Raw genomic sequence first — 26306 nt, forward strand, 5'->3', positions numbered from 1 at the left:
ATCAATTTATATACCTAAAGTTAGAAAAAAGTCTAAAATTGAAAAAGTTATCTGTGTTAATTTTTTGTAATATCTTAATATAATTGGTTCAAAACACTCTTTAAGCTCAATATATATTAGAGAATAATCAGTTTTAACTTTTAAACATTACCAATGTGATAATTTTATTTTCTTTAACATTTACAGAACTTAATGGATTTGAACTTAGACAAACGGTTAATTAATTTCTTAATAACTATTATAAGAATAAAAAACAGGCTACTTTTTTTTTCGTAATTTTAAAAGAAAATGAGTACAAGAGACCAATTTATCAGAGAATTTAGAGGGGAAATGCTTGGAACCATCAACAGTCAATCTTCAGCCGAAGAATTTTTTCAAAATGAAACCCTCCGCCCTATTTTAAAACTTCAAAATGATTTGTTTCTGGATGTTTTTAGAAATTATATAGCCAAAAGCAAAACCGATTTCTATCATTTCAGTGTAGAAAAAAAATTGCAATTCATCGAAAATTCCATTCAACGTGACATCAAATTCAGAAATTCATTAAAAGGAATTGTGATAGGATTGTTTACGATTGACGAATACTCACGCTACATCGAAAATTCATCTTCCTTAAACAAAAGGATGATGTCTTTACTTGTAGAAAGATTAAAAAATCAAGTGCTGTTGTTTGAATTGCAGGTTTAGATAAAAAATTAGCCACAGATCCACAGAAAAAAAATCATATCTGTGAATCTGTGGCTACAATATTTTAAAAATGGAAAAGCTTAAAAATCAATAATGGTAATATCGCCCTTACCTTCCCTAACCAAAACCGGCTCGTGACCCGATAAATCAATGATGGTTGAAGGTTGGTTATCACCATATCCGCCATCAATCACCAAATCTACAAGGTTCTGCCATTTCTCGAAAATCAACTCCGGATCGGTTGTATATTCAATCACATCATCTTCATCATAAATAGATGTCGATACGATTGGATTTCCGAGCTGACGTACAATTTCCAACGCTATTGAATTATCTGGAACACGAATTCCGACCGTGGTTTTCTTCTTGAATTCCTTCGGAAGATTATTATTTCCCGGTAAAATAAAAGTATAAGCTCCAGGCAAAGCTCTTTTCAACAACTTAAAAGTACTCGTGTCAATCTGTTTCACATAATCCGAAAGGTTACTCAAATCGGAACACACAAACGAGAAGTTTGCCTTTTCCAATTTGATGCCTTTTATTTTTGCAATACGTTCCAAAGCTCTCGAATTTGTAATATCGCAACCTAAACCATAAACCGTATCTGTTGGATAAATCACCAAACCGCCATCTTTTAGAACCTTCACGACCTTAGCAATTGCCGATTCGCTGGGTTTATCTTCGTATATTTTTATAAACTGGGCCATCTTTTTCTGAAATTTTAATTCAAGTTACGCAAAATTACAGAAATAGTAGGATTATTTAGGCTTTTATTTCAAATACAAAAACGGATCAACCAACTTATATCGTGGACTTCTCTTCATAAAATCATTGAAAAAAGCCGTATGACTAGCACCCATAAGTATAAAAACCCGATCGTCGGTTTTCAATTCAATTTGGTTGAGATTTGAAAACATTCGGATGTTTCTATGGTAATATTTTGTGGCTTCATCGGCACCTTCAAAATTTCCTTCTGTAGAAACATAGGTCAAAATATCAGCATTCACATTCAACAGAAAATCAAGATATTGAGGATGATTGGTCACTTTTAATTTATCCAACAACGAAAGATTGTCATAGTTCAGTTTTTTTTCTTCTCTTTCAACCATTGCAAAGTATTTTTCATAACTGTCGTCATTCACCTTTCCTTTTACCTGACTGCCAATCATATAGTTATATCCCATCTGGTGGTCGATGCCATAGATTCGGGTTGCCTTGCTTAATCTTCCAAGTTCAAAAGCCAAAAGTTCAATTTCAGAAGGATGCTCAAACTTCATTTTCGGATTATTGAGGTAGTCCTGATACGCTTTTTGAACCAAATGATTGTTCTCCGGAACATCTTCAACGATGATTATTGTAGGTTTGAATTTGGCAATCATTTTAGCAATTTCATGAACATCTTCCTGGTTTTTTTTGTTGTGTTCATCAAATTCAACCGTGTTTGCATCCGGAGTATAGCCCATATGGAAAGTTCCAAAATTTAATACCTGAACAGCATCAGGAAATTTATCGTTGTAAAGCGGTTTTTGCTGTGCTTGAAGTTGCGAAACGATTAGCAATTGAAGGAATAAGAATAACTTGTTCATAATTTTTAGTTTTAAATATTTGATACAAAACTCCAATCTTTCCCAATTTTAAATCGAATCTTTTCGATGAACACCCCATAATTATCGGTCAACACTTTTTGGTTTCAAAAAATGCACCCGTACCTTTACCAAAACGAAAATCCCCCCTATGAAGCTATTTTCTAGACAAAAAGAAATCATTGTCCATGTCATTTATTGGCTGATTTTTATATTCGGCTATTTTATAAAACTTCAACCCGAAAAAAAATTTGTTTTTGGTTTTGATGAAGTAACGCTTTTTTCCATAAGTTACTTGTTTATAACTATTTCTACATTTTATCTAAATTATTTGTACATACTAAAAAAGTTTATCGATATTAAAATGTTAAGTAAATTTCTAATCGGTATGATTTTGATTTTTACCTATTTTATTGCACTTCGGTATTTGCTCGAAGAAGTTTTATTTCTGCATTTGTTTGGAACCGGAAACTATTTTGAAGGAACTACAATTCAATATTACATTTTTGATAATTTACATTGGGCTTCAATCCCTATTATCGCCAGTACAATTATGTGGATTGTCATCAATTTTATTCGAACCTTGCAGAAAGAAGTGGTTTTGAATGAAGAAAAGAAAAAGGCGGAGATTCAGTTTTTAAAGTCGCAAATTAATCCGCATTTTATTTTTAATACTTTGAATAACATTTATTCTATGGTATTTATAAAATCCGAAAAAGCATTGCCTGCCATTGAAAAATTGAGTGAAATTATGCGTTTCACCACCTATGAAACACAGAAAGAACTGATTCCAATTGGAAGCGAAATCAAATACATCGAAAGCTTTATCGATTTGGAACGGATTCGAAATATAAAACAAATCCACATTCAACTTTTGACGGAAATCGAAAATGAAAATCAGATGCTTCCACCCTATTTGCTTTTGCCTTTTATAGAAAATTGCATCAAGCATGGGATTTTAGATGATGAAAATAATCCAGTTGTTTTTTCGATTGAATCGGATGAAAAAAAGCTCATCATTGAGGTTGAAAATAAGATAAACAACAAATTGAAAGATGCCCATTCAGGAATTGGTCTTTCGAATTTGAGGAAAAGATTGGAACATTATTTTCCGAATCAACATAAGCTTGAAATTATAAACGACGGAGTGATTTTTAAAAGTCATCTTGAAATAGAATTATAATGAAAAAAATAAAATGCATCATACTCGACGATGAACCTCTGGCAGTTGAACTCTTAAAAAATTATGCCGATAAACTCTTACAGTTAGAGGTCGTTTTGGCTACAACTGATGTTTTTGAAGTGATAGAATTGCTACAAAAACAAACCCTTGATTTGATTTTTATCGATATACAAATGCCTGAACTGTCTGGAATCCAATTGATGCAAATGTTCAACAAGGATAACTATTTTATCGTGACAACTGCTTATGCAAATTATGCCTTGGAAAGCTATGATTACAGGGTTGTAGATTATTTGTTGAAACCTATAACATTCGATAAATTCCATAAAGCCGTGACAAAATTTACCGATTTTGTCACTTTGGAAGCAAAAGAAACTTCCAGCTATTTGTTTGTAAAAGTGGATGGAAAACAAGTCAAAATCAATCCAGAGGAGATATATTTTATCGAAGGATTAAGCGATTACATCCGAATCCATCTTCAAAACGAACGCCTGATTGTATTGGATAATCTGAAAGATTTCATCAACAAGCTTCCTGTAAAGGATTTTATGCGAATCCATAAATCATATATCATCCAATTGGATAAAATTAAGTCTATTGATGGGAATATGATCTATCACGCATTGGGTTCGACTCCTATTGGGGAGACTTATAAGAGTGAGGTTAAAAAGTGGGTTGGGAATAGGGAATAATATAAATTTTTCTTTGCGACTTTGCGTGGTAATGTTCTCTCGCAAAGTCACAAAGACGCAAAGTTTTACTTAACTAAATAATTAAGGATAACCCGTTGGGTGTAATTACTTTTTTGCTAATTATTTTAGAAAAAGTAGGCAATTTACCCAAACTTGTCATTCCGACGAAGGAGGAAACTCTGCAATATGGAGCTCCTAATGGAGATTCCTCCTTCGTCGGAATGACAAAAAACGTCTTAAACCGAATTACACCCAATGGGTTAAGGGTAATTGGATTTTACCCAATCACATCCAACTTCGCAAAACGCAATAGCAATTTCTTAATCCCGCCAATCTCAAATTTGATTTCTGCTTTTTTATCAGCTCCAGCTCCTTCGATATTCACCACTTCCCCTTTTCCAAAACGTTCGTGCATCACTATATTTCCTGGAGTCAAACCACTGTCAAATAGATTGGCACCTGTTTTTGTTGGTGCAGAAAGAGGCTTCAGTTTTCGGATATTTAAATCTGGTTTTGGTTCGTTGCCTGTTATATGTTTCGGTGGAGTTCCACCAACAGGTTTCATCTGACGTAATTTCGATTTATCGACATCGCCAAAAATATCACTGTCAATCATCGGTTTATAACGGTAATTGGTTTCTTCTGGAGAAAGATATTCCAAATACTGGCCTTCAATTTCGTTGATAAAGCGTGAAGGTTCACTATCCGTCAGTTTTCCCCAACGGTAACGGGATTGGGCATACGTAAGATAGGCTTGATGTTCGGCTCTTGTCAAGGCCACATAAAACAAACGGCGTTCTTCTTCCAATTCGCTTCTCGTACTCATTGACATAGCACTCGGAAACAAATCTTCTTCCATCCCGACTACAAAAACATAAGGAAATTCAAGTCCTTTTGCCAAGTGAATCGTCATCAAGGCCACACGGTCGTCATCGCCTGTATCTTTATCCAAATCAGTCGCCAAGGCTACATCTTCCATAAATTCAGCCAAAGCTCCTCTTGCTCCATCAATTTCTCTTTGACCTTCAATAAAATCCTTTATACCGTTCAGCAGTTCCTCAATATTTTCAATTTTCGCAATTCCTTCAGGAGTGGCATCTTTCTTTAATTCCTGAATCAATCCGGTTTTCTTGGTGACGTGGTCGGCCAAATAAAAGGCATCCTGATTTTCATTGATCACCTGAAAACTTTGGATCATCGTTACAAAATCCTGCAATTTTGCCTTTGTTCCGGCATTTAACTTCAAATCGATTCTGTCGATGTTCTGCATCACTTCAAAAATCGAACGCTTGTAATGATTGGCCGCGATGGTCAATTTTTCAACCGTTGTATCGCCAATTCCACGAGCGGGATAATTGATGACACGAATCAACGCTTCCTCATCTTTCGGATTGATAACCAATCGCAAATAGCACAAAACGTCCTTGATTTCTTTCCTTTGATAGAAGGACAATCCTCCATAAATTCGGTACGGAATATCACGTTTTCGCAAGGCATCCTCCATCGCTCTGGATTGTGCATTTGTTCGATACAAAATAGCAAATTGTCCGTTTCCAAGCTGGTTTTGCATTTTCTGTTCCCAAATCGTAGAAGCTACAAAACGGCCTTCCTCGCCATCCGTCATACTACGGTGTACTTTTACTTTTGGTCCGAAATCATTGGCTGTCCAAACTACCTTGTCAAGCTTGGTCTTATTTTTATCAATGATGGAATTGGCCGCTTCCACAATATTTTTTGTAGAACGGTAATTTTGCTCCAAACGATAGGTTTTTACTCCTTCATAATCCTTCTGAAAATTCAAGATGTTGTTGATGTTAGCACCACGGAAAGCATAAATACTTTGGGCATCATCTCCTACGACGCAAATATTTTGAAACCTGTCCGATAAAGCCCTAACAATCAAATACTGGGAATGGTTGGTATCTTGGTACTCATCGACCATGATATAACGAAAACGATCTTGGTATTTGGCTAAAACTTCAGGAAATCTTGACAATAATTCATTGGTTTTCAACAGCAAATCATCAAAATCCATCGCTCCAGATTTAAAGCAACGTTCAACATATTGCTGATAAATATCGCCAATACGCGGTTTTTTTGACATTGCATCGGCTTCCTGCAATTCTGGATTGTTGAAGTAGGCTTTCACTGTGATTAGGCTGTTTTTATAAGAAGAAATTCTGCCGAGAACTTGTTTTGGCTTATAGATGTCTCGGTCGAGTTGCATTTCCTTGATGATGGCCGAAATTAATCGGACACTGTCCTGCGTATCGTAAATCGTGAAGTTGGAAGGATACCCTAATTTATCGGCTTCCGAACGAAGAATTCGAGCAAAAACGGAGTGAAATGTTCCCATCCAAAGGTTTTTGGCTTCGGTTGAACCGACGATATCCGAAATACGTTTCTTCATTTCTCGGGCCGCTTTGTTGGTAAAGGTCAATGCCAAAATATTGAAGGCATCTACTCCCAAACTCATCAAATAGGCAATCCTGATGGTTAAAACCCTCGTTTTTCCTGAACCTGCACCAGCTATTATTATCATTGGTCCGTCCTTGTGCAGAACGGGTTCTTGCTGTGCGTCATTAAGCTGGCTGATGTATTTTTGCATGCTGATTTTAATTTGCTCAAAATTACTATTACTCTACCGTTATTGCAAATGCGATTTGGTTTATTTAGCATTTTAAAATTAGCCACAGATTCACAGATTTTAAAAATCTTTTTTTTATCTGTGAATCTGTGGCTAATAAAAACGAGAAAGCTATAGGACTTATATCAACTAAAAGTATATTTTTGCGTTATCAATGAAAAAATAAAATGGATACTACAAAAATCATCGAGTTGTTGAGCTATACTTTACCTGCCATAATCACTGGAGGTGTTGCCTATTTTTTATTCAATTCTTACTTCAAGGACCAGCAAAATACCCGAAGATGGTTGTTGCAGAAAGAGGCTCAAAAAGACGCTTTGCCTTTGCGTTTGCAGGCTTACGAAAGATTGTCGTTGTTTTTGGAACGCATCAATCCATCGAAATTATTGATTCGGGTTGCTCCAATTTCGAATGATAAAAACGATTATGCCAATTATGTGATTGCACAAATCGAACAGGAATTTGAACACAATTTGACGCAACAGATTTACATTTCAAACGCATGTTGGAATTATATTTCGACTGCAAAAAACGCTACAATTCAAATGATTAGAAAGGCTTCTACACTTGAAACCGTTAAAGATGCAAACGATTTGAGGGAAGTGATTTTGAAGGATTTATTTGATAAAGAAGTTCCAAGCAATGCCGCTTTGGCGTATATCAAAAATGAGGTTAGTGAATTATGGTAGCTTGTTTTCGCTCATCACTTCACTCTTGTTTTGAGCATATTCATAACCATCATGCCACCAATTTCTCATTTGCTTTTTATTGAAAATCAATGCGTTATCTGTTAGTTTTATTGGAGTATAATAGAGGTTTAATTTTACATCCTTATTTTTGGCAGCCAATTTTCCGATGGTAATATCACTTTTTTCAACTTGATCAAGTAGTACCTGAAATAAATCAAGCATTAAAGAAAATGGATTTTTTCCGATAATTCGCGGTGCAGTTTGGGTTTCAGTTTCTAGAACAATAACATCAATTTCGGTCGCTCCACGTTTTATCGCTTCGCGAATTGGAACCAAGCTCGAAAATCCACCATCCCCATATTCGCATTCGTTTTTGGTAACCAAGCTCATAAACGGAATATAGTTGCAGGAAATCCAAATCCAATCGCAAAATTCATCGTATTCAAAGTCACGGATGCACTTATATTCAACAGTATTCTTGGACAAATTTGTAACCGTGATGACAATATTGCAATTCGAAGATTTCAGTTGGTTGAATTCCGATAAAGAAAAATTCTGCTTGATGTATTTCTTTAAATTCTGGCTTTCGCCGAAAGTACGCTTGCCTTTAAAAAACTGCTTGATTACATTAAAGTGGTTGATGGTAACAATATCAACTTCATTTTTTTGCTTGATCACAAACGGATTAACACTGAAAATTTTTTCCATATTGACATTCGTATAAATGTCATAAATCTTGTCGATATTTCCCAAAGCCAAGTGCGGAATCAGCAAACTTCCCGTTGAAGTTCCCAACAACAAATCGTATTGATGCTTTTTTTCCTGCATCAAATATTGGGCAACACCACCTGCAAAAGCCCCTTTACTTCCACCTCCAGAAATGACTAATGCTCTCATATTTTTTCGTTTAGCAATCGGTTCAACTGAAATTGTTCGTTCTCGGGAAGTTCAGGAATGATTGAAGCAAAATAAGTTCTATGTCTGTCACTTTTCAACAAAGCTCGGATGTTATCCCTGGCATATTTGGAGAATTGCCATCTGTGGCTTACCAATCCATTCACTAAAAATTTCATGGGATTGATGTCGTTTTTATCCAAATATAAAAGCTTTGTCAGGGCGTTTTGACGGAGTGTGCTTTCGTAATTTGGCGAAGCATACTGCAACAATTCTTCATAAAACTGTACCTTGCTTTCTTGCTGATAATCTTTCGCTCTCAAAGCAAGTGTCAACCAAAGAACACGAAGATTTTTATCGTTGAAACCCACCCAAGTTTTCGTCTTATCCAACAACCATTTTTGATTTTCTGGAAATTCAGAGAAATAAACATTCATTGCAATTTCCTTTGTGATATAGGAATCGTCGTCTAAAAGCGTTTCATATTCGGCTTTAAAATCTACCGGAACTTTTCGCATCGTTTTTGCGATAGCTTGCCGAGTCTTGAAGTCTTTTGTTTGCATTGCAATCTTCAAGAAGTCGGCTTTTTCTTCATAAGACAAATCCTGTAATTGATAAATGATTTCTTCTTTTATAGGATAAAAAACATCCGATTTTAAGAGTATTTCGATTTGATTTCTTTTTTCAGCAAACGGCACATCTTTCAATTCCGAAACTTCAAAATACTTTTGGATAAATTTATTTTTATTTAAAATCGCCATCGCTTCTTTTACTTGAAAAACAGGACTTTCCAACCAAACCTGTTGGAATTTCTTTGTGTCATATTTTGAAACTTTATTAATTTCAGATAAAAAATCGTCCGTATTTACATTTTTGAATCCATATTTTTTGAGATAATTTTTTACAGCTTTTTGAAAATCTTTATGTCCGACGTTTTCACGTAAAACATGCAAAGCCCAAGCACCTTTTTGATAAAAACTCAAAGAACTCGCCTTTTCATTCAAAATCGGTATTGTATCCGTTTTGGAAGCCTGTTGAAGCCGTTCGGCAATTTCATACATTTCCCAATTAAAATGGTCTTCGCCAAAAAGTTCCTTCTCTGCCAAAAGTGCATAATAAGTAGCAAAACCTTCCTGAAGCCAATGATGCTTTCCGGAAGTTGCCGTAATCATGTCACCAAACCATTGATGGGCCAATTCGTGGGCATTTACATTGATATAAGTCAGGTCGTTGAAGCCTGTTTCATCTACTACATAATATTGCGAAAATATCGTCGAAGTCGTGTTTTCCATTCCGCCATACAAGAAATCCTTTGCTGGAATCTGACGGTAGATTTCCCATGGATAATTTACGCCAATTTCCTTTTCGAAGAAATCAAAAATTTGTTTGGTGTATCTGTATGTAGGTTCAAATTTCGAAACATCTTCGGGAGAAATGTAATTTTCCAACGGAGTTCCTGAAGCTGAAGTGAGGGTTTGTTTTTCGAATTTTCCGATGGCAAGCATTAGTAAATAAGAGCTCATCGGTTTTTTCATCGAAAAAAAGCTCACTTTGTCGGTTCCATTACTATTAAATGAAAATTGATTTCCTGTGCGATTATCAATTGGACTATACAAACCATTTGAAACAACTTCATATTTTTTATCCGAAATAATTGTCATATTAAAGATGACTTTCTCATTCATATCATCAAAACTGGGAAACCAATGACTCGTGTATTTTCCTTGACCTTGTGTCCAAATTTGCATGTTCTCCCCTTCTCCAACGAAATACATGGTTTGTTTTGGAGTCGCTTTATAGTTGAAACTTACTGTGTTTTCTCCCTTCTTGAAACCTTCAAAAAGCAATAATTCTTTCGTTGAATTCTTAAAGTTGCAGATTTTATTATTGATTTTTATTTTTTCAAAATTCATGTTCTTGGCATCAATCCGAATAGTATCAATTTTCGAAAGCACTTCAAAAGTATAATTGACAGACCCCGAAACTGATTTCTCAATAGGATTTACAGAAATTATGGCGTCAACTGTTTTAAAATCAACATATTTAATTTGTTGCGAAAAAAGAAAACTAGGGGAAAAAAGTATAAAAAAAAGAAGTTGCTTCATCATAAAATAAATCTGAACTTCAAAGTTACAAAGCTTTGTAAAAATCTTCGTCCTTTTTTAGAATATTTTAATGACTTGAAAAGTGAGATTTTTAAGTTGAATCGATTATCGTTCTTCAAACATTTTCAAGAGTTGCGTAACGGTATTCCAATTCCGAATGGTTGCCGTAACGTTCAATTTCTTTTCTATATATTTTTGGTCAAATCGCGTTTTTCCTGCTCCAACGGCATATTTGATGAAAATTCGATTTTCATCAATTGCAACTTCGTCAGGCTTAAACTGACTCATTTTTAGATCGTTGATACTTTCTTTTTTCAATGCAATTGAAACAAAAGAAACATACAGTTTTTTAGAATCAGCTTCTTTTTCCTTCAAGAAAGGATTGTTTTTGAAACAGGCTGTCAAATCCTCTTTTGCAATAACAATTACAGGAACTTCGTGTCCGAAAACCTTGAAAATTTCCTGCTTGATAAGAAAACCAACTTTTGGAGCATTTTCTTCATCGGTATCCACAAAAACATTTCCCGATTGGATATAAGTGGTTACATTTTGAAAACCAATGGCTTCCAAAGTGGTCTTCAATGCTTCCATTTTGATCATATTATGTCCCGAAACATTGATGCCACGAAGTAATGCAAGATGAGTTGTCATTTTTTGTTTTTTAGATTTTCAAATATATCATAAAAAAAAATCAAACCATTAAGAGATTAAGAAAATTAAGACTTAATGAACCTTAATCTCTTAATGGTTCTAAAAAAATCCATTTTAAAATTTCCCAATTAAAAACTATCTTCGCTGTAATAATTAAAAGATTTAAAAATTCAAAAATTTAAAGATTATTATGGTTTAATTTTCCGATAAACATCATTATCAAATTACCGAATTTTCAAATTTCAAAATTAACCAAATGTCCAATAATCTCCTCCAAACTCCAATCGAATACCTTAAAGGTGTCGGCCCGAATCGTGGCGAACTGCTTCGAAAGGAACTGGGGATTCACAAATACCAGGACTTAATCAATTTATTTCCAAATAGATATATTGATAGAACACGGTATTATAAAATCAATGAACTTCAAAACAACAATGCCGAAGTTCAGATTATTGGAAAAATCATCAACATCAAAACTGTCGAGCAAAAACGAGGAAAACGCCTTGTAGCTACTTTTGTAGATGATACCGGACAAATAGAACTAGTTTGGTTTCAAGGTCATAAATGGATTCGCGAAAGCTTGAAACTAAATGTTGTGATTGTGATTTTCGGAAAATGCACTTCTTTCAACGGTTTGTTCAACATGGCACATCCTGAAATCGAACTACTTTCGGAACACGAACAAAGTCTTCGTTCGGCAATGCAACCCGTTTATCCATCGACAGAAACTCTAACAAACAGAGGAATAAGCAATCGAGCCATCAATAAAATGATGCAACAACTGTTTCTAGAAACCCAAGCTTTATTCAGCGAGACTTTGCCTGATTATTTGGTAAATGAATTAAAGTTGATTCCGAAAAATGTGGCCTTATTCAACATTCATTTTCCAAAAAGTGCCGATCTTTTGGCAAGAGCCCAATTTAGATTGAAGTTTGAAGAATTATTTTTCATTCAATTGCAATTGATTACGAAAAACCTAATTCGGAAACATAAAATCAAAGGACATCCTTTTGATAAAGTGGGCGAAAATTTCAATAATTTCTTTAAGAATCATTTGCCTTTTGAATTGACAAATGCTCAAAAAAGAGTGATCAAGGAAATCCGAAATGATATGGGAAGCAATGCCCAAATGAACCGTTTGCTTCAAGGAGATGTTGGTTCTGGAAAAACAATTGTGGCGTTGATGAGTATGCTTCTCGCCTTGGATAATGGCTTCCAAGCTTGCTTGATGGCTCCAACTGAAATTCTAGCCAATCAGCATTTTAAAGGACTTACAGAACTAGCCGAAAATTTAGACATCAATATAAAAATACTAACAGGTTCGACTAAAATAGCAGATAGAAAAATAATTCATGAAGAGCTGGAAAATGGAACTTTACATATCCTTATCGGAACACATGCTTTACTTGAGGATAAAGTACAATTTAACAACCTTGGTCTTGCCGTAATTGATGAACAGCACCGTTTTGGTGTAGAACAAAGGTCTAAACTTTGGAAGAAAAATGACATTCCGCCTCATATTTTAGTGATGACGGCAACGCCAATTCCAAGAACTTTGGCGATGAGTTTGTATGGCGATTTGGACATTTCTGTTATTGATGAATTACCTCCTGGTCGAAAACCAATTCAAACCGTTCATAGATTTGATTCCAACCGATTGAAAGTTTGGAAATTTATCAAGGATGAAATTGCAAAAGGCCGACAGATTTATATTGTTTATCCGTTGATTCAAGAATCTGAAAAAATGGATTACAAAGACTTGATGGACGGTTATGAAAGTATTTCTAGGGATTTTCCGTTGCCCGAATATGCGATTTCCATCGTTCACGGAAAGATGAAACCTGCTGACAAGGATGCCGAAATGGAACGCTTTTCTAAAGGTAAAACCCAAATTATGGTGGCGACAACCGTTATTGAAGTTGGCGTGAACATTCCAAATGCAAGTGTGATGATTATTGAAAGTGCCGAACGTTTTGGACTTTCACAACTCCATCAGCTTCGTGGGCGTGTTGGTCGTGGAGCCGAACAAAGTTATTGCATCATGATGACCTCGCACAAACTTTCCAACGACAGCAAAATCCGAATGGAAACGATGGTTAGAACCAATGATGGTTTCGAAATTGCCGAAGTAGATTTAAAACTTCGCGGTCCTGGCGATTTGATGGGAACTCAACAAAGTGGCGTTTTAAACCTTCAAATAGCTGACATTGTTAGAGATAAGGACATTTTACAATTGGCAAGACATCACGCCATGAAAATCCTTAAAGACGATGCTCCAATGGAAAAACCAGAACATCAAACTTTGCGAAAAGTATTCATCGAGCTTTCAAAAAAGAAAAACATCTGGAATTACATCAGTTAGATTTTATTTAGTTAAAAATTTAACACACTACAACTGTTAAAATAAAATTAACTTCAAAAAGAGTACGGTCAAGAACCATTAGTTTTGTTGAAAACTAAATAGTACCCCTTCTTTTATAACATTATGAAAATAAAATACATCGTTTATACTTTGCTTATTTTAGGCATTGGAGCCTTTGTCGCTTACAGAATTTCAGAAAATAAAAGTGAAAAGGCAAAAAACGAAAACAACGGAGGAGGCAAAAAGCAACCTATAAATGTAAGCGGAAAAGTCTTGAAACCCCAAGAATTTGCCGATAATCTTTCGCTTTCAGGTTCGCTTGAAGCCAATGAACAAATTGATATTAGAAGTGAAGTTTCGGGAATTGTAGAAAGCATCAATTTTAAGGAAGGAAGTTCAGTTACAAAAGGACAGATTCTTTTTAAAGTAAACGATATGGAACTTCGTGCACAATTGGCACAAGTCAAAACAGCCCAAAATTTATCTTCAGAAAATGAAAGAAGGGCCAAATTACTGTTGCAAAAAGAAGCGATTAGTCAGGAAGAATACGACATTGCAAGTGCCGATTTTTTATCTGCGAAAGCACAAGCTCAGCTGATTCAAGCCCAATTGGCAAAGGCAACTGTTCGAGCTCCATTTTCTGGAAAAATAGGATTACGCTATATTTCACAAGGAACTTATGTTACTCCAACTACTTTGATTGCAAAGCTTGTCAATACAAACCAACTTAAAATCACCTTTTCAATTCCTGAAAAATATGCTTCTCAAATGAAAGTCAATAATACTCTTTCGTTTACAGTAGCAGGTTCAAAAGAAGTTTTTACAGCCAAAATTTATGCCATCGAACCTGAAATTGAAGTGGCAACCAGAACCTTGAAACTTCGAGCAATTGCTCAAAATTATGAAGGAAAATTATTACCAGGAACTTTTGCAAATGTGACGCTTCCACTTGAAAAACGAACAGATGCCCTACTCGTTCCTACCGAAGCCTTGATCCCGATTCAAAACGGAAAGAAGATTTTTGTGGTAGAAAATGGTCAAGCCAAAGAAATAATCGTAGAAACTGGAGCTCGAACCGACAAAGATATTTTAATCACATCTGGTTTGAAAGCTGGAGATACTGTGCTTACTTCTGGTGTAATGACCCTAAAAGACGGAAGCCCTGTAAAAGTAAAACTTCAAAAATAGATATTCATTTTTGGATAAATCCTAAATCTGAAATCTAAAATCTAAAATTCAATGAGTTTATCTACTTTAAGTATAAAAAGACCGGTTCTTACAATTGTAATGAATGTTTCCCTGATTTTGTTTGGGATTATTGGTTACACCTATTTAGGAATCCGTGAATTTCCATCGATTGATCCCGCACAAATTTCGGTGAGAACAACCTATTCTGGTGCAAATGCCGATATTATTGAATCGCAAATTACCGAACCTCTCGAAAAAGCCATCAACCAAATTGACGGAATTCGGAACATTACTTCTTCTTCCAATCAAGGTTCGAGCAACATCACGGTCGAATTTAATTTGGACAAAGACCTTGAGGCTGCTGCTAATGACGTTCGTGACAAAGTTTCTCAGGCCATCAGAAGTTTGCCACAAGATATCGATGCTCCACCAGTTGTTTCTAAAGCCGATGCCGATTCCGATCCAATTATTACCATGACCGTTCAGAGTGATAAAAAGAATGTTTTGGAACTTTCCGATTATGCCGATAATGTAATTGCACAACGGCTTCAGACGATTCCAGGTGTAAGTAGCGTTCAAATTTGGGGACAACGAAAATATGCCATGCGTTTGTGGATTGATCCTGTTAGATTGGCTTCTTATGGCGTAACGGTTTCAGATGTTAGAACCGCTTTGAATGCTCAAAATGTGGAACTCCCATCAGGAAAATTGACAGGAGCGAATACGGAATTGACCGTTAAAACATTAGGAAATCTTTCTACAGAGGAAGAGTTTAACAATATTATCATTCGTGCCGAAGGTGAAAAAGTCATCCGCTTGAGCGATATCGGAAAAGCATCATTGGAAGCCGAAAATCTCGAAACCAAATTGAGCGATTCAGGTCAGCCGATGGTGGGTATGGCAATTATTCCGCAACCAGGAACCAATTACCTAGAAATTGCCGATGCATTTTACATTCAATATGAACAGCTTAAAAAAGATTTACCGAAGGATTTCAAACTGAATATCGCAATCGATAACACCGTTTTTGTAAAAAGAGCAGTAATCGAAGTAGCCGAAACACTATTAATTGCTATTATCCTTGTAGTTTTAGTAATCTATTTATTCTTTAGAAATTGGGCGATTGCCTTCCGTCCATTGGTTGACATCCCCGTTTCTTTGATTGCAACATTCTTTATCATGTGGCTTTTTGGTTTTTCCATAAATGTATTGACGCTTTTGGCGATTGTTTTGGCGACAGGATTGGTTGTAGATGATGGAATCGTGGTAACGGAAAATATTTTCAAGAAAGTTGAAGAAGGAATGTCGCCAATTGAAGCGGCAATCAAAGGTTCTAACGAAATTTTCTTTGCTGTAATTTCTATTTCGATAACACTGGCTGCTGTATTTTTACCCGTAATTTTCTTGGAAGGTTTCGTTGGCCGATTGTTTAGGGAATTTGGCGTCGTCATTGGTGCTGCAGTTTTAATTTCGGCTTTTGTATCCTTGACGTTGACTCCAATGTTAAATGCCTATTTGATGAAAGGTGGCGAACAGAAAAAATCAAAATTCTACAATTGGAGTGAGCCTTATTTCTTGAAATTGAATTCAGGTTATGCCGAATCTTTAGGCAGATTTATGAAACGTAAATGGTTGAGTTTTCCGATTCTTATCGTATGTATCGGATTGATTGTTTTGTTTTTTAGCACTTTGCAAAAAGAAACCGCACCTTATGATGATCGAAGTTTTATTGGAGTAAATGTTACAGCACCCGAAGGTGCTTCTTATGATTATATGGATCGTTTCATGACAGAATTAAGCGAACTTATAAATGATTCTATTCCAGAAAAGAAAGTAAGCCTGATCATCACTTCGCCAGGATTTGGGTCATCGTCTGTAAACAGTGGTCGGGCGAGAATTGCATTGGTGGAACCTGGTGACAGAGAACGTTCTCAAAAGGAAATTGCCGACAATCTGACCAAATGGACCAAACAATTTTCCGAAGCCAAGACCTCTGTTTCAGAAACCCCAACTATTGCTGTAAACCGACGTGGAGGATTACCAATTCAATATATCATTCAAGCTCCAAATTTTGAAAAACTACAAGAAAAGATTCCAGAGTTTATGGATGAAGTTGGCAATGACCCAACATTCTCTATCACAGATGTTAACCTAAAGTTTAATAAACCAGAAATTTATGTAACGATTGACCGTGAAAAGGCTCAAAGTTTAGGGGTTTCTGTTATGGATATTGCCCAAACTTTGCAACTTGCATTGAGTGGACAGCGTTTCGGATATTTCATGATGAACGGTAAGCAATATCAAGTTATGGGTCAATTTGACAAGAAAGACCGTGATGCTCCAATGGATTTAACTTCGATGTTTGTCCGAAATACGAACGACGATTTGATTCAATTGGACAATTTGGTAAGTGTTGAAGAACAAAGTAGTCCGCCACAATTGTACCACAACAACCGTTATATGTCGGCTACAGTTTCGGCAGGTTTAGCTCCCGGAAAAAGCATCAGCGACGGAATTGAAGCAATGGAACGTGTAAAAGAAAAAGTTCTTGACGAAAGCTTTACTACGGATTTAGGTGGAGAATCCCGAGATTTTGTTGAAAGTAGTTCCAATACGTCTTTTGCATTTGGGCTTGCTTTACTGCTTATTTTCTTGATTCTTGCCGCACAATTTGAAAGTTTTATCGATCCTTTTATTATTATTCTGACAGTTCCGATGGCAGTTGCTGGAGCATTATTTTCGTTGTGGCTTTTTGGACAAACTTGGAATATTTTTAGTCAAATTGGAACCATCATGCTAATTGGTTTGGTAACCAAAAACGGAATCTTGATTGTAGAATTTGCCAATCAGCTTCGCGAACAAGGAAAATCAAAAATGGAAGCTATCATGGAAGCTTCGGAATCTAGGCTTCGTCCTATTTTGATGACAAGTTTAACCATTGCCTTGGGAGCCTTGCCAATTGCGATGTCACTTGGAGCGGCTTCTACAAGCAGAGTTGGTATGGGTGTTGTGATTGTTGGAGGAACAATGTTTTCGTTGATTTTGACCTTATTTGTCATTCCAGCCGTTTATTCTATGTGGTCGAGAGAGAGAAAACACCGACCAGAATTTGACAATATAAAAGAATATGAAAATGAATAATTCAATGCACTATAAAATCTTTTTTAGTGTTGCATCCCTGTTTCTTTCCGTCTTAAGTACAAAAGCACAGGAGGTTCTCACGGTCGAAGATGCCGTAAAAATTGCCCTCGAAAACAATTTCGAAATCAAAATAGCATCCAATGATTTAAAAATCGACCAGCAAAATTTGAGTTTGGCAAATGCTGGAATTCTACCAAATTTAAGTGCAAACGTTACCAATAACAATAGCGTTTTGGATACTAAACAAACCCAATTGGACGGAACAGAAAGAGAGCTCGACAATGCACGAAATCTCAATCTTACGTATGGAGTTGCTTTAAACTGGACTGTTTTTGATGGTATGCGAATGTTTGCCCGACACAATCAATTGAAAGAATTGGAAAAATTAGGCGATGCCGAATTAAAACTGACCATTCTTACCAAAATCAGCGATGTCATTACAACCTACTATGATATTGTACAGCAACAGCAACAATTGGTAGCATTAGATACAACTATTATCATCTCGAATGTTCGAATTACAACGGCAACCAATCGGTACAAAATTGGAAAAGCCTCCAAACTTGAAGTTTTGAATGCCGAAGTCGATTTGAATACAGATACCACAGCATTTTTAAGACAAAAAGAATTGTATGCCAATACAAAAATTTTATTGAACCAGATTTTGGCAAGAGACCCAAATATTGATTTCAAAGTGATTGAAGAAGTTCAAATAGATGAAAACTTACTCCTCCCCGATTTGATGATTCTGGCGGAAAAACAAAATCCTCAATTGCAAGCTCAAGTCATCAACAAACGAATTGCAGAATTGGAATTAAAACAAATTAAAGGTGACAGATATCCGATTGTAAATATTAGTTCAGGCTATAATTTCACTCGTTCCGAAGCTTCACTGGGATTTATCACTCAATCTTCTGGAAGAGGTTTTGTGTATGGTATAAATGCTACGATGAACATTTTTAACGGAGGTTTACAAAACCGAAACGAACGAATTGCAAAACTTCAGATCGAAAATTCTCAAATCTTGATAGATCAGCAAAAATTGGCTTTAGAAACACAACTATCCACTGCTTATCAAACCTATATGACCAATTTGCAGTTAAGCAAACTCGAAGCTAAAAACGAAGAAATAGCCAAGCAAAATATGGATATTACCTTCGAAAAATTCAGGATCGGAACCATTACAACCACTACATTAGAATTCCGAACAGCTCAAATCAACTACATCAATGCAAAAGTGAGAAACAGCAATGCCCAGTTTCAAGCCAAGATTTCTGAAATTGCCTTGAAAGAATTAGCAGGAAATCTAACATTTCAATAGTTGTACAAATCGATTTTTCAATTAAATTTGAGCAAAATTATAAGTTAGATGGTTTCGTACAATACTAAAGATTGGTTTACTTTTATTTTTCGTTTTCACAAAGCTGATACCTTCAGAAAACTAATCCCCATAATGCTTGCCATCGGAATTTATGCGGGAAGTGTAGGTTATCTAGAAGTTGAATATTGGCAATTATCCGACACCAATTACATCAAAAATATTACGATAATGCACGGAATGCTGGGTTTCGTGATTTCGTTATTGCTTGTTTTTAGAACCAATACCGCTTACGATCGTTGGTGGGAAGGTCGGAAATTATGGGGAGCTTTGGTCAATAACAGTAGAAATTTCGCCATCAAACTGGATGTGATGCTAAAAGATGAAAACGACAAGGCCTTTTTTCGTAAAATGATTCCCAATTATGCCTCGGTTTTGCACATTCACTTGCACGATAGCGATACTGGAAAGCAACTTTTTGATAATCTTGATTTAAAAATTGACCATCAAAAGCACAAACCCAATCAGGTTGCCAAATTAATCTTCGAAAAAATGAATGAATTGCACCTCCAAGGAAAAATTTCAGGAGATCAACTGATTGTTTTGAATAATGAATTTATGTCGTTTACCGATATTTGTGGTGCTTGCGAAAGAATCAAGAATACTCCCATCCCCTATTCTTATAGTGCATTCATCAAAAAGTTTGTTTTCTTTTATGTAATGACACTTCCTTTCGGATATGCCTTCAGCCTTGGGTATTATGTGGTTCCCGTCGTGGTTTTCATCTTTTATGTCTTGGCGAGTTTGGAATTGATTGCCGAAGAAATTGAAGATCCTTTCGGAGATGATGAAAACGATTTGCCTACAAGAAAAATTTCTGAAAACATCAAAAGACATGTTGAGGAATTGATATAAATAGTTCATAAAACAAGGAAAACTTTGACCTTTTCCGACTTTGAACCTCGCCAAACATTGACTATATTTGCATCCTTATTAAAATTGACACATGAAAATATCCTATAACTGGTTAAAACAATTCATTAAAACCGACTGGAATTCTGAAGAAACAGCTGCTTTACTGACTGATTTAGGTCTGGAAGTTGAAGCTGTAGAAAAATATCAATCTGTAAAAGGCGGATTGGAAGGAATTGTCGTTGGCCACGTTTTGACCTGTGTTCAACATCCAAATGCCGACCGATTGAAAGTAACAACAGTAGATTTAGGCGATGGTGTTCCAGTTCAGATTGTTTGTGGAGCTAGTAATGTTGATGCCGGACAAAAAGTGCCAGTTGCAACAATCGGAACGACTTTATACGATAAAGACGGTAATTCATTTGTAATCAAAAAAGGAAAAATCCGGGATCAGGAAAGCCACGGAATGATTTGTGCAGAAGACGAATTAGGTCTAGGAACAAGTCATGACGGGATTATGGTTTTAGATGAAACATTAAAGTCTGGAACTCCTGTTTCAAAAGTTTTTAATATCGAAAATGACGAAGTTTTTGAAATCGGCTTGACACCAAATCGTGCCGATGCAATGAGCCACATGGGAGTTGCAAGGGATTTGAGAGCCGGATTGTTGCAGAAAAACATTACGACGGAATTAATCACACCTTCCGTTTCTAATTTCAGAATTGATAAAAGAACCTTGAAAATGGACGTTTCGGTTCAAGATTCGAAATTAGCTCCAAGATATTGTGGTGTTACCATTTCAAATATTACCGTAAAACCTTCGCCAGAATGGTTGCAAAACCGATTGAAGGCAATTGGTTTGACACCAAAAAATAATATCGTAGACGTTACTAATTACGTTTTACACGAATTAGGACAGCCACTTCACGCCTTCGATGCATCAAAAATAAAAGGAAACAAAGTAATTGTAAAAACGGTTGAAGCCGGAACCAAGTTCACAACTCTTGACGATGTAGAAAGAACATTGCACGAAGAAGATTTGATGATTTGCGATGAAAACGGACCAATGTGTTTTGCAGGTGTCTTCGGCGGAAAAAACTCTGGTGTTACCGAAACTACAAGTTCCATCTTTTTAGAAAGTGCTTATTTTAATCCAGTTACCATCAGAAAAACAGCAAAAAGACATACTTTGAGCACCGATGCTTCTTTCCGTTTTGAAAGAGGAATTGATCCAACGATTACAGAATATGCTTTGAAAAGAGCTGCTATTTTGATCTTGGAAGTTGCCGGTGGCGAGATCACTTCGGATGTAGTAGATATTTATCCGAAGAAATTAGAAGATTTTTCAGTGGTTCTGAATTTCAATAAAACTGCTAAAATCATCGGCCAGGAATTACCAAAGGAAACTATAAAAAAGATTTTGGCCTCGCTTGATATCAAAATTAATAGTGTTTCTGATGTTGGTTTGGGACTTACGATTCCAGCTTACCGAGTTGACGTTCAGAGAGAAATTGATGTTATCGAGGAAATCTTGAGAGTTTATGGATACAACAACATTAATTTTTCAAAGAAATTTAATGCTTCTGTTTCAAATTCTCCACGAACTGAAGATTACAAGGTTCAGAATATTGTTGCCAATCAATTGACTTCAGTTGGTTTCAATGAAATGATGGCCAATTCACTAACAACTCCAGATTATGTGGAATTGTCGGAGAAATTGAATGCTGATTTCAATGTGATGATGTTGAATCCGTTGAGCAAGGATCTATCAGCAATGCGACAATCGTTATTGTTTTCGGGTTTGGAAGCCATCTCTTTTAACATCAACAGAAGAAATGCTGATTTGAAATTATTCGAATTTGGAAAATCCTACCATAAATTTCCTTCTGGATATGAAGAACACAAACATTTGACATTATTCATTACTGGAAATAGGTTAGCTGAAAGTTGGACAAATACAAACCCTCAAAAAACTTCTGATTTCTTCTTATTCAAAGGATATGTAAATGCAATCCTTTCCAGATTAGGAATCGAAAAAACGCAAAACAAGCCTGTAGCATCAGATGTTTTTGCTGAAGGTGTTGCAGTAGTTTTAGGAAATGAAACGATTGTTGAATTCGGTACCATCAAAAAATCAATAGCAAAAGAATTCGACATCAAACAGGAAGTTTTCTATGCTGATTTTGATTGGAATAGAATTTTAAAATTGATTTCAAATAAAATAAAATTTACAGAGATTCCAAAATATCCTGAAGTTCGTCGTGACTTGGCACTTTTGGTAGATGATAGCGTTCAATTTGATGCTATTTATAATATCGCAAGACAATCTGAAAAAGGATTATTGAAAGGCATCAACCTTTTCGATGTTTATCAAGGAAACAATCTGCCGGAAGGCAAAAAGTCTTATGCAGTAAGTTTCACCATTCAAGATGCTACTAAAACATTAACAGATGTTCAGATTGATAAGATAATGGGCAAATTGCAGAAAAGCTTTGAAACAGAATTAGGAGCTGTTTTGAGATAAATTTTTCCTCTATAAAAACACCAAATGACTTGAAGCAATTCAGGTCATTTTTTTTGCAAACTATTTTTTTTGGAACCATTAGGTATTAAGTTTCATTAAGCGGTCAGTTGTCACTTAATGATTAATGGTTTTATATTTTTTATTGAAGCTCTGAATTGTATTAATTTCATCTTATAAAATATAAAATGCAAAAAGCCCCGTATTTCTACGAGGCTTTCTATATTCAGATTAAGAAAGATTAGTTTCCTCCTTTTTCCATTTTAGCTTTCAATTCAGCAAGAATATCATTATTATCTCCTAATGTAGATGCAGAAGCATTGTTGTTGGATGATGAATTATTGTTATTCTCAGTTTGAGCTTTCACATTTTTCTCTTCTTCTTCACGGAAGATAGCTGTGTGAGAAGCTACAACTCTTTTGAATTCTTTGTTGAACTCGATAACTTTGAATTCAGCTGAGTCACCTTTTTTCAATTTCTTACCGTCTTCTTTTTCAAGGTGACGAGTAGGTATAAAAGCAACAACATCTTCTCCAAATTCTACAGTAGCTCCTTTGTCAACGATTTCAGAGATTTCACCTGTGTGGATCGTTCCAACAGCGAAAGCATCTTCATGTTTGTCCCAAGGATTAGCAGTAGTTTGTTTGTGACCTAAAGATAATTTACGTCCGTCAACATCTAATTCTAATACTACAACGTCAAGTTTTTCACCAACATTTACAAATTCAGATGGATGTTTGATTTTCTTAGTCCAAGATAAGTCAGAGATGTAAATCAATCCGTCGATACCTTCTTCTAATTCTACGAAAATTCCAAAGTTTGTAAAGTTTCTAACGATACCTGTGTGTTTAGAACCAACTGGGTATTTAGAAGTGATATCAGTCCATGGATCTTGAGTCATTTGTTTGATACCCAATGACATTTTACGGTCATCTCTATCAAGAGTCAAGATTACAGCTTCTACTTCATCACCAACTTTTACGAAATCTTGAGCACTTCTCAAGTGAGTAGACCAAGACATTTCAGAAACGTGGATCAAACCTTCAACACCTTCAGCAACTTCGATAAATGCACCGTAATCAGCGATTACAACTACTTTACCTTTCACTTTGTCACCAACTTTCAAGTCAGCACTCAAAGCATCCCATGGGTGAGCGTTCAATTGTTTCAAACCTAATTGGATTCTTGTTTTCTCATCATCGAAATCAAGGATAACAACATTCAATTTTTGGTCTAATTCAAGAACTTCACTTGGGTGGTTGATTCTTGACCAAGAAAGGTCAGTAATGTGAATCAATCCATCAACACCACCTAAGTCAATAAACACACCATAAGAAGTAATGTTTTTAACAACACCTTCTAATACTTGTCCTTTTTGCAATTGACCGATGATTTCTTTTTTCTGTACTTCAATATCCGCTTCGATAAGCGCTTTGTGAGAAACAACAACGTTTTTAAATTCGTGGTTAATTTTCACAACTTTGAATTCCATCATTTTGTTTACGTAAACATCATAATCTCTAATTGGCTTAACATCAATTTGAGATCCTGGCAAGAAAGCTTCAATACCAAAAACGTCAACGATCATACCACCTTTAGTTCTGCATTTCACAAAACCATTAACGATTTCACCTGTTTCGTTAGCAGAGATAACTCTATCCCAAGCCTTGATAGTACGAGCTTTTCTGTGAGAAAGAACCAACTGACCTGTTTTATCCTCACGGATGTCAATCAATACTTCTACTTTGTCACCCACTTTCAAGTTCGGGTTGTAACGGAATTCGTTCAAAGAAATAACTCCCTCAGATTTAGCGTTGATATCAACGATAGCATCTCTGTCAGTAATTCTTACAACAACACCTTCCACTACTTCTTCCTGATCAGTTGCTATAAAAGTTTTAGCTACTAATTCTTCAAATTCTAACAAGTTTTTCTCATCAACTGCATCAATACCTTCTTGGAAATTGTGCCAGTTAAAATTAGCTAAAAACTCTTCTTGTGATTTTAATTGTTCAGACATTTGTTCTGATAAAAATTTGTATTCTGTATTTTCTTGCGTTTCATGGTGCGATAAGAAAAAAACAGAAGTTGTTTTACTTAAATATTTGATACCTAATGGAAACGCCTCCCGCCAAAAGGTGTGCAAAAGTAATAATAAATTTTAAATCTGCAAAATATTATAGTTTAGATTTTTAGGAGCAAGACACTTGGTCCGAAAATAATCCATTCTCCAGCCTTCCTTCCAAATCTTTTTTGTTTTTAAAGGAAAAACAAAAAAGGATTTTCCCTCCAGTCTGGGCTAGATAAAAAACTTTAGGCTCCTATTAATCTTTTGGACTCAGCTTTGCCTATAATGTTTCGCCCTTTCAGGGCTGGAACCTGACAACCTTTTGATTTCATAATTCACAGGGTTTCACCCTATGCTAATTTGTGTCGCCCTTTCAGGGCTACCCAACAATTCGGGTTATTCCAACGAAAGTTCAAACAACTTTGGAGCTTCAAGTTTAGGTGTATCCAAAACAAAATTCTTGTCATATAGCTTCCAAGGAGAATTGGCAAAAAAGTATACTTTATTCTCCAAAACACTTGCCAAAGCTGGCTCGTTGAATTCATTTCTATTATGGTCTAAAACAACAAAATCTAGAATTTTGTCATTTTCTTTATTTAATTTATAGTGTACAATCCGAATTGGAGTAACGCCATTGTGAATCGCAATCAACGAATTTTTATAAAAAACCAAACCATCAATTCCTTTTTTCGTAGCATTTTCAGGGAACTTCAACCAGGAATGGCTTTTGCTTTTCAGATCAATCATTACAATTCCCTTCAAATAATCGGCAATAAATAATTTCGTCTGATTTTCATCAAAAGTAATTCCTTGCAAATTAAAAGCCTCATTTCGAAAATCCTTCCAAACCGAAATTTTATCGTTAGATATTTTATAAACCAAAGGTTCTGCACTATCCGAAACATAAACCTCATTATTTTTTCCCACAATCAAATCGCCAAAAACGTGGTTTCCTTCAACCGAAAAGCGCTGTACTATCTTTTTTGTAGCAATCTCAATTTTTAAAATCTCATTCTTACCTTCCATTTCCTTGCTAAAACCATTCATTTCTGGAATTGCTGAAGTCGCCACCCATAAAAACTCTTCCTTCGCATCCGCTTTCATTGCAAAAACCGAATACTTCACATCAACAAACCAATCAATGCATTTTCCTGAAGCCACATCAAACGAAACAATTTTCTTATTCCGAATACTCGAAGCCAACCAAAGTTTTTTATTCGAAACATAAAAAACACTTTCGGGATGCAAATCCTTTTCCGAAAGGCTAACTTTAAATTTAGATTGTGCAATGGTTTTATTTTGCGAAGCTTTCAACTCTTTTATAAATTGGAAACCTTCTGAATTTCTCAAAGCTTCAAAATCAGGTTCCTCTTCAAAAGCAACGGTATTATTGGCCAAAATCATCTGCTTTAAAACAGAAAAAGCTTCAGTACTTTTCCCATTCAAGGCAAAAGCTGAGGCTAAATTATAAGTAAATGTTGGATGTGCTGGCCGGATACTGTCCAATTGCTGGGTCAGTTTCAAAAACAAAGCATAGTCCTTGTTTTGATACGCTTCAACACTTTTATTGTAAATAACTTTAGTTTGCGAAAATCCAGAAATTCCGATTAATAATACAAGTAAGAATTTATATTTTATCATTATTTCTGGGATTTAAATCGTTAA

The 26306-nt window shown here is 35.5% G+C and carries 18 protein-coding genes; 10 read left to right on the top strand and 8 right to left on the bottom strand.

Annotation, left to right across the window (positions count from 1 at the left end; all coding sequences use genetic code 11):
- The first annotated feature begins 288 nt into the window (after positions 1-288).
- Positions 289-687, top strand: a complete 399-nt coding sequence (locus tag J2X31_RS07025) for a glyoxalase (RefSeq protein ID WP_310025557.1) — start codon at positions 289-291, stop codon at positions 685-687.
- 80 nt (positions 688-767) lie between these two features.
- Here the strand turns inward: J2X31_RS07025 and J2X31_RS07030 are convergent, their stop codons facing one another.
- On the bottom strand, positions 768-1394 hold the full coding sequence (locus J2X31_RS07030) for an L-threonylcarbamoyladenylate synthase (RefSeq protein WP_310025559.1): 627 nt from the start codon (positions 1392-1394) through the stop codon (positions 768-770).
- A gap of 63 nt (positions 1395-1457) precedes the next feature.
- A complete protein-coding gene (locus tag J2X31_RS07035) occupies positions 1458-2273 on the bottom strand; it encodes a DUF5694 domain-containing protein (protein WP_310025560.1) in 816 nt (271 codons plus the stop codon).
- Between the two features lie 148 nt (positions 2274-2421).
- Here J2X31_RS07035 and J2X31_RS07040 point away from each other — a divergent pair, with 148 nt between their 5' ends.
- Complete coding sequence (locus tag J2X31_RS07040; RefSeq protein ID WP_310025562.1) at positions 2422-3453, top strand: sensor histidine kinase; 1032 nt, start codon at positions 2422-2424, stop codon at positions 3451-3453.
- Complete coding sequence (locus tag J2X31_RS07045; RefSeq protein ID WP_310025564.1) at positions 3453-4145, top strand: LytR/AlgR family response regulator transcription factor; 693 nt, start codon at positions 3453-3455, stop codon at positions 4143-4145. Before J2X31_RS07040 ends, J2X31_RS07045 begins: the two co-directional genes overlap by 1 nt.
- A gap of 277 nt (positions 4146-4422) precedes the next feature.
- Here the strand turns inward: J2X31_RS07045 and J2X31_RS07050 are convergent, their stop codons facing one another.
- Positions 4423-6753 carry an ATP-dependent helicase gene (locus tag J2X31_RS07050; RefSeq protein ID WP_310025565.1) on the bottom strand — a complete coding sequence of 777 codons (2331 nt, stop codon included), beginning with the start codon at positions 6751-6753 and terminating at the stop codon, positions 4423-4425.
- 206 nt (positions 6754-6959) lie between these two features.
- Here J2X31_RS07050 and J2X31_RS07055 point away from each other — a divergent pair, with 206 nt between their 5' ends.
- Positions 6960-7481 (top strand): DUF7935 family protein, encoded by a 522-nt coding sequence (locus tag J2X31_RS07055; RefSeq protein WP_310025567.1) that lies wholly within the window; start codon positions 6960-6962, stop codon positions 7479-7481.
- On the opposite strand, the gene J2X31_RS07060 is transcribed toward J2X31_RS07055, so the two are convergent.
- The 3 genes from J2X31_RS07060 to J2X31_RS07070 form a co-directional block, all read right to left on the bottom strand.
- Positions 7473-8378 (bottom strand): patatin-like phospholipase family protein, encoded by a 906-nt coding sequence (locus tag J2X31_RS07060; RefSeq protein WP_310025568.1) that lies wholly within the window; start codon positions 8376-8378, stop codon positions 7473-7475. The two genes, J2X31_RS07055 and J2X31_RS07060, sit on opposite strands and share 9 nt — an antisense overlap.
- The gene (locus J2X31_RS07065; protein WP_310025570.1) at positions 8375-10483 is read right to left on the bottom strand and encodes a M1 family metallopeptidase; all 2109 of its coding nucleotides are present in this window, start codon (positions 10481-10483) and stop codon (positions 8375-8377) included. Before J2X31_RS07065 ends, J2X31_RS07060 begins: the two co-directional genes overlap by 4 nt.
- A gap of 102 nt (positions 10484-10585) precedes the next feature.
- Entirely contained in the window at positions 10586-11131 is a 546-nt protein-coding gene (locus J2X31_RS07070; RefSeq protein WP_310025571.1) for a DUF1697 domain-containing protein, read from the bottom strand.
- Between the two features lie 256 nt (positions 11132-11387).
- Here J2X31_RS07070 and recG point away from each other — a divergent pair, with 256 nt between their 5' ends.
- The 6 genes from recG (at position 11388) to pheT (ending at position 22576) form a co-directional block, all read left to right on the top strand.
- Positions 11388-13493 carry an ATP-dependent DNA helicase RecG gene (gene recG, locus J2X31_RS07075; RefSeq protein WP_310025572.1) on the top strand — a complete coding sequence of 702 codons (2106 nt, stop codon included), beginning with the start codon at positions 11388-11390 and terminating at the stop codon, positions 13491-13493.
- A gap of 123 nt (positions 13494-13616) precedes the next feature.
- A complete protein-coding gene (locus tag J2X31_RS07080; RefSeq protein ID WP_310025573.1) occupies positions 13617-14681 on the top strand; it encodes an efflux RND transporter periplasmic adaptor subunit in 1065 nt (354 codons plus the stop codon).
- 51 nt (positions 14682-14732) lie between these two features.
- The gene (locus tag J2X31_RS07085) at positions 14733-17822 is read left to right on the top strand and encodes an efflux RND transporter permease subunit (RefSeq protein WP_310025575.1); all 3090 of its coding nucleotides are present in this window, start codon (positions 14733-14735) and stop codon (positions 17820-17822) included.
- A complete protein-coding gene (locus J2X31_RS07090) occupies positions 17815-19143 on the top strand; it encodes a TolC family protein (RefSeq protein WP_310025577.1) in 1329 nt (442 codons plus the stop codon). Before J2X31_RS07085 ends, J2X31_RS07090 begins: the two co-directional genes overlap by 8 nt.
- A 48-nt stretch (positions 19144-19191) precedes the next feature.
- Entirely contained in the window at positions 19192-20055 is an 864-nt protein-coding gene (locus J2X31_RS07095; RefSeq protein ID WP_310025579.1) for a bestrophin family protein, read from the top strand.
- 91 nt (positions 20056-20146) lie between these two features.
- Entirely contained in the window at positions 20147-22576 is a 2430-nt protein-coding gene (gene pheT, locus J2X31_RS07100) for a phenylalanine--tRNA ligase subunit beta (protein WP_310025580.1), read from the top strand.
- 238 nt (positions 22577-22814) lie between these two features.
- Here the strand turns inward: pheT and rpsA are convergent, their stop codons facing one another.
- Together rpsA and J2X31_RS07110 are read right to left on the bottom strand one after the other, a co-directional pair.
- Positions 22815-24593, bottom strand: a complete 1779-nt coding sequence (gene rpsA / locus J2X31_RS07105) for a 30S ribosomal protein S1 (protein ID WP_026704995.1) — start codon at positions 24591-24593, stop codon at positions 22815-22817.
- A 444-nt stretch (positions 24594-25037) separates the two neighbouring features.
- Entirely contained in the window at positions 25038-26282 is a 1245-nt protein-coding gene (locus tag J2X31_RS07110) for a YncE family protein (protein ID WP_310025582.1), read from the bottom strand.
- Positions 26283-26306 lie beyond the last annotated feature (24 nt).

This window comes from Flavobacterium arsenatis, assembly GCF_031456785.1.
GTDB classification, from domain to species: domain Bacteria; phylum Bacteroidota; class Bacteroidia; order Flavobacteriales; family Flavobacteriaceae; genus Flavobacterium; species Flavobacterium arsenatis.

Coding starts and splice junctions, on each gene's coding strand:
- J2X31_RS07025 (WP_310025557.1), top strand. CDS start 289: ATGAGTACAAGAGACCAATTTATCAGAGAATTTAGAGGGGAAATGCTT.
- J2X31_RS07030 (WP_310025559.1), bottom strand. CDS start 1,394: ATGGCCCAGTTTATAAAAATATACGAAGATAAACCCAGCGAATCGGCA.
- J2X31_RS07035 (WP_310025560.1), bottom strand. CDS start 2,273: ATGAACAAGTTATTCTTATTCCTTCAATTGCTAATCGTTTCGCAACTT.
- J2X31_RS07040 (WP_310025562.1), top strand. CDS start 2,422: ATGAAGCTATTTTCTAGACAAAAAGAAATCATTGTCCATGTCATTTAT.
- J2X31_RS07045 (WP_310025564.1), top strand. CDS start 3,453: ATGAAAAAAATAAAATGCATCATACTCGACGATGAACCTCTGGCAGTT.
- J2X31_RS07050 (WP_310025565.1), bottom strand. CDS start 6,753: ATGCAAAAATACATCAGCCAGCTTAATGACGCACAGCAAGAACCCGTT.
- J2X31_RS07055 (WP_310025567.1), top strand. CDS start 6,960: ATGGATACTACAAAAATCATCGAGTTGTTGAGCTATACTTTACCTGCC.
- J2X31_RS07060 (WP_310025568.1), bottom strand. CDS start 8,378: ATGAGAGCATTAGTCATTTCTGGAGGTGGAAGTAAAGGGGCTTTTGCA.
- J2X31_RS07065 (WP_310025570.1), bottom strand. CDS start 10,483: ATGATGAAGCAACTTCTTTTTTTTATACTTTTTTCCCCTAGTTTTCTT.
- J2X31_RS07070 (WP_310025571.1), bottom strand. CDS start 11,131: ATGACAACTCATCTTGCATTACTTCGTGGCATCAATGTTTCGGGACAT.
- recG (WP_310025572.1), top strand. CDS start 11,388: ATGTCCAATAATCTCCTCCAAACTCCAATCGAATACCTTAAAGGTGTC.
- J2X31_RS07080 (WP_310025573.1), top strand. CDS start 13,617: ATGAAAATAAAATACATCGTTTATACTTTGCTTATTTTAGGCATTGGA.
- J2X31_RS07085 (WP_310025575.1), top strand. CDS start 14,733: ATGAGTTTATCTACTTTAAGTATAAAAAGACCGGTTCTTACAATTGTA.
- J2X31_RS07090 (WP_310025577.1), top strand. CDS start 17,815: ATGAATAATTCAATGCACTATAAAATCTTTTTTAGTGTTGCATCCCTG.
- J2X31_RS07095 (WP_310025579.1), top strand. CDS start 19,192: ATGGTTTCGTACAATACTAAAGATTGGTTTACTTTTATTTTTCGTTTT.
- pheT (WP_310025580.1), top strand. CDS start 20,147: ATGAAAATATCCTATAACTGGTTAAAACAATTCATTAAAACCGACTGG.
- rpsA (WP_026704995.1), bottom strand. CDS start 24,593: ATGTCTGAACAATTAAAATCACAAGAAGAGTTTTTAGCTAATTTTAAC.
- J2X31_RS07110 (WP_310025582.1), bottom strand. CDS start 26,282: ATGATAAAATATAAATTCTTACTTGTATTATTAATCGGAATTTCTGGA.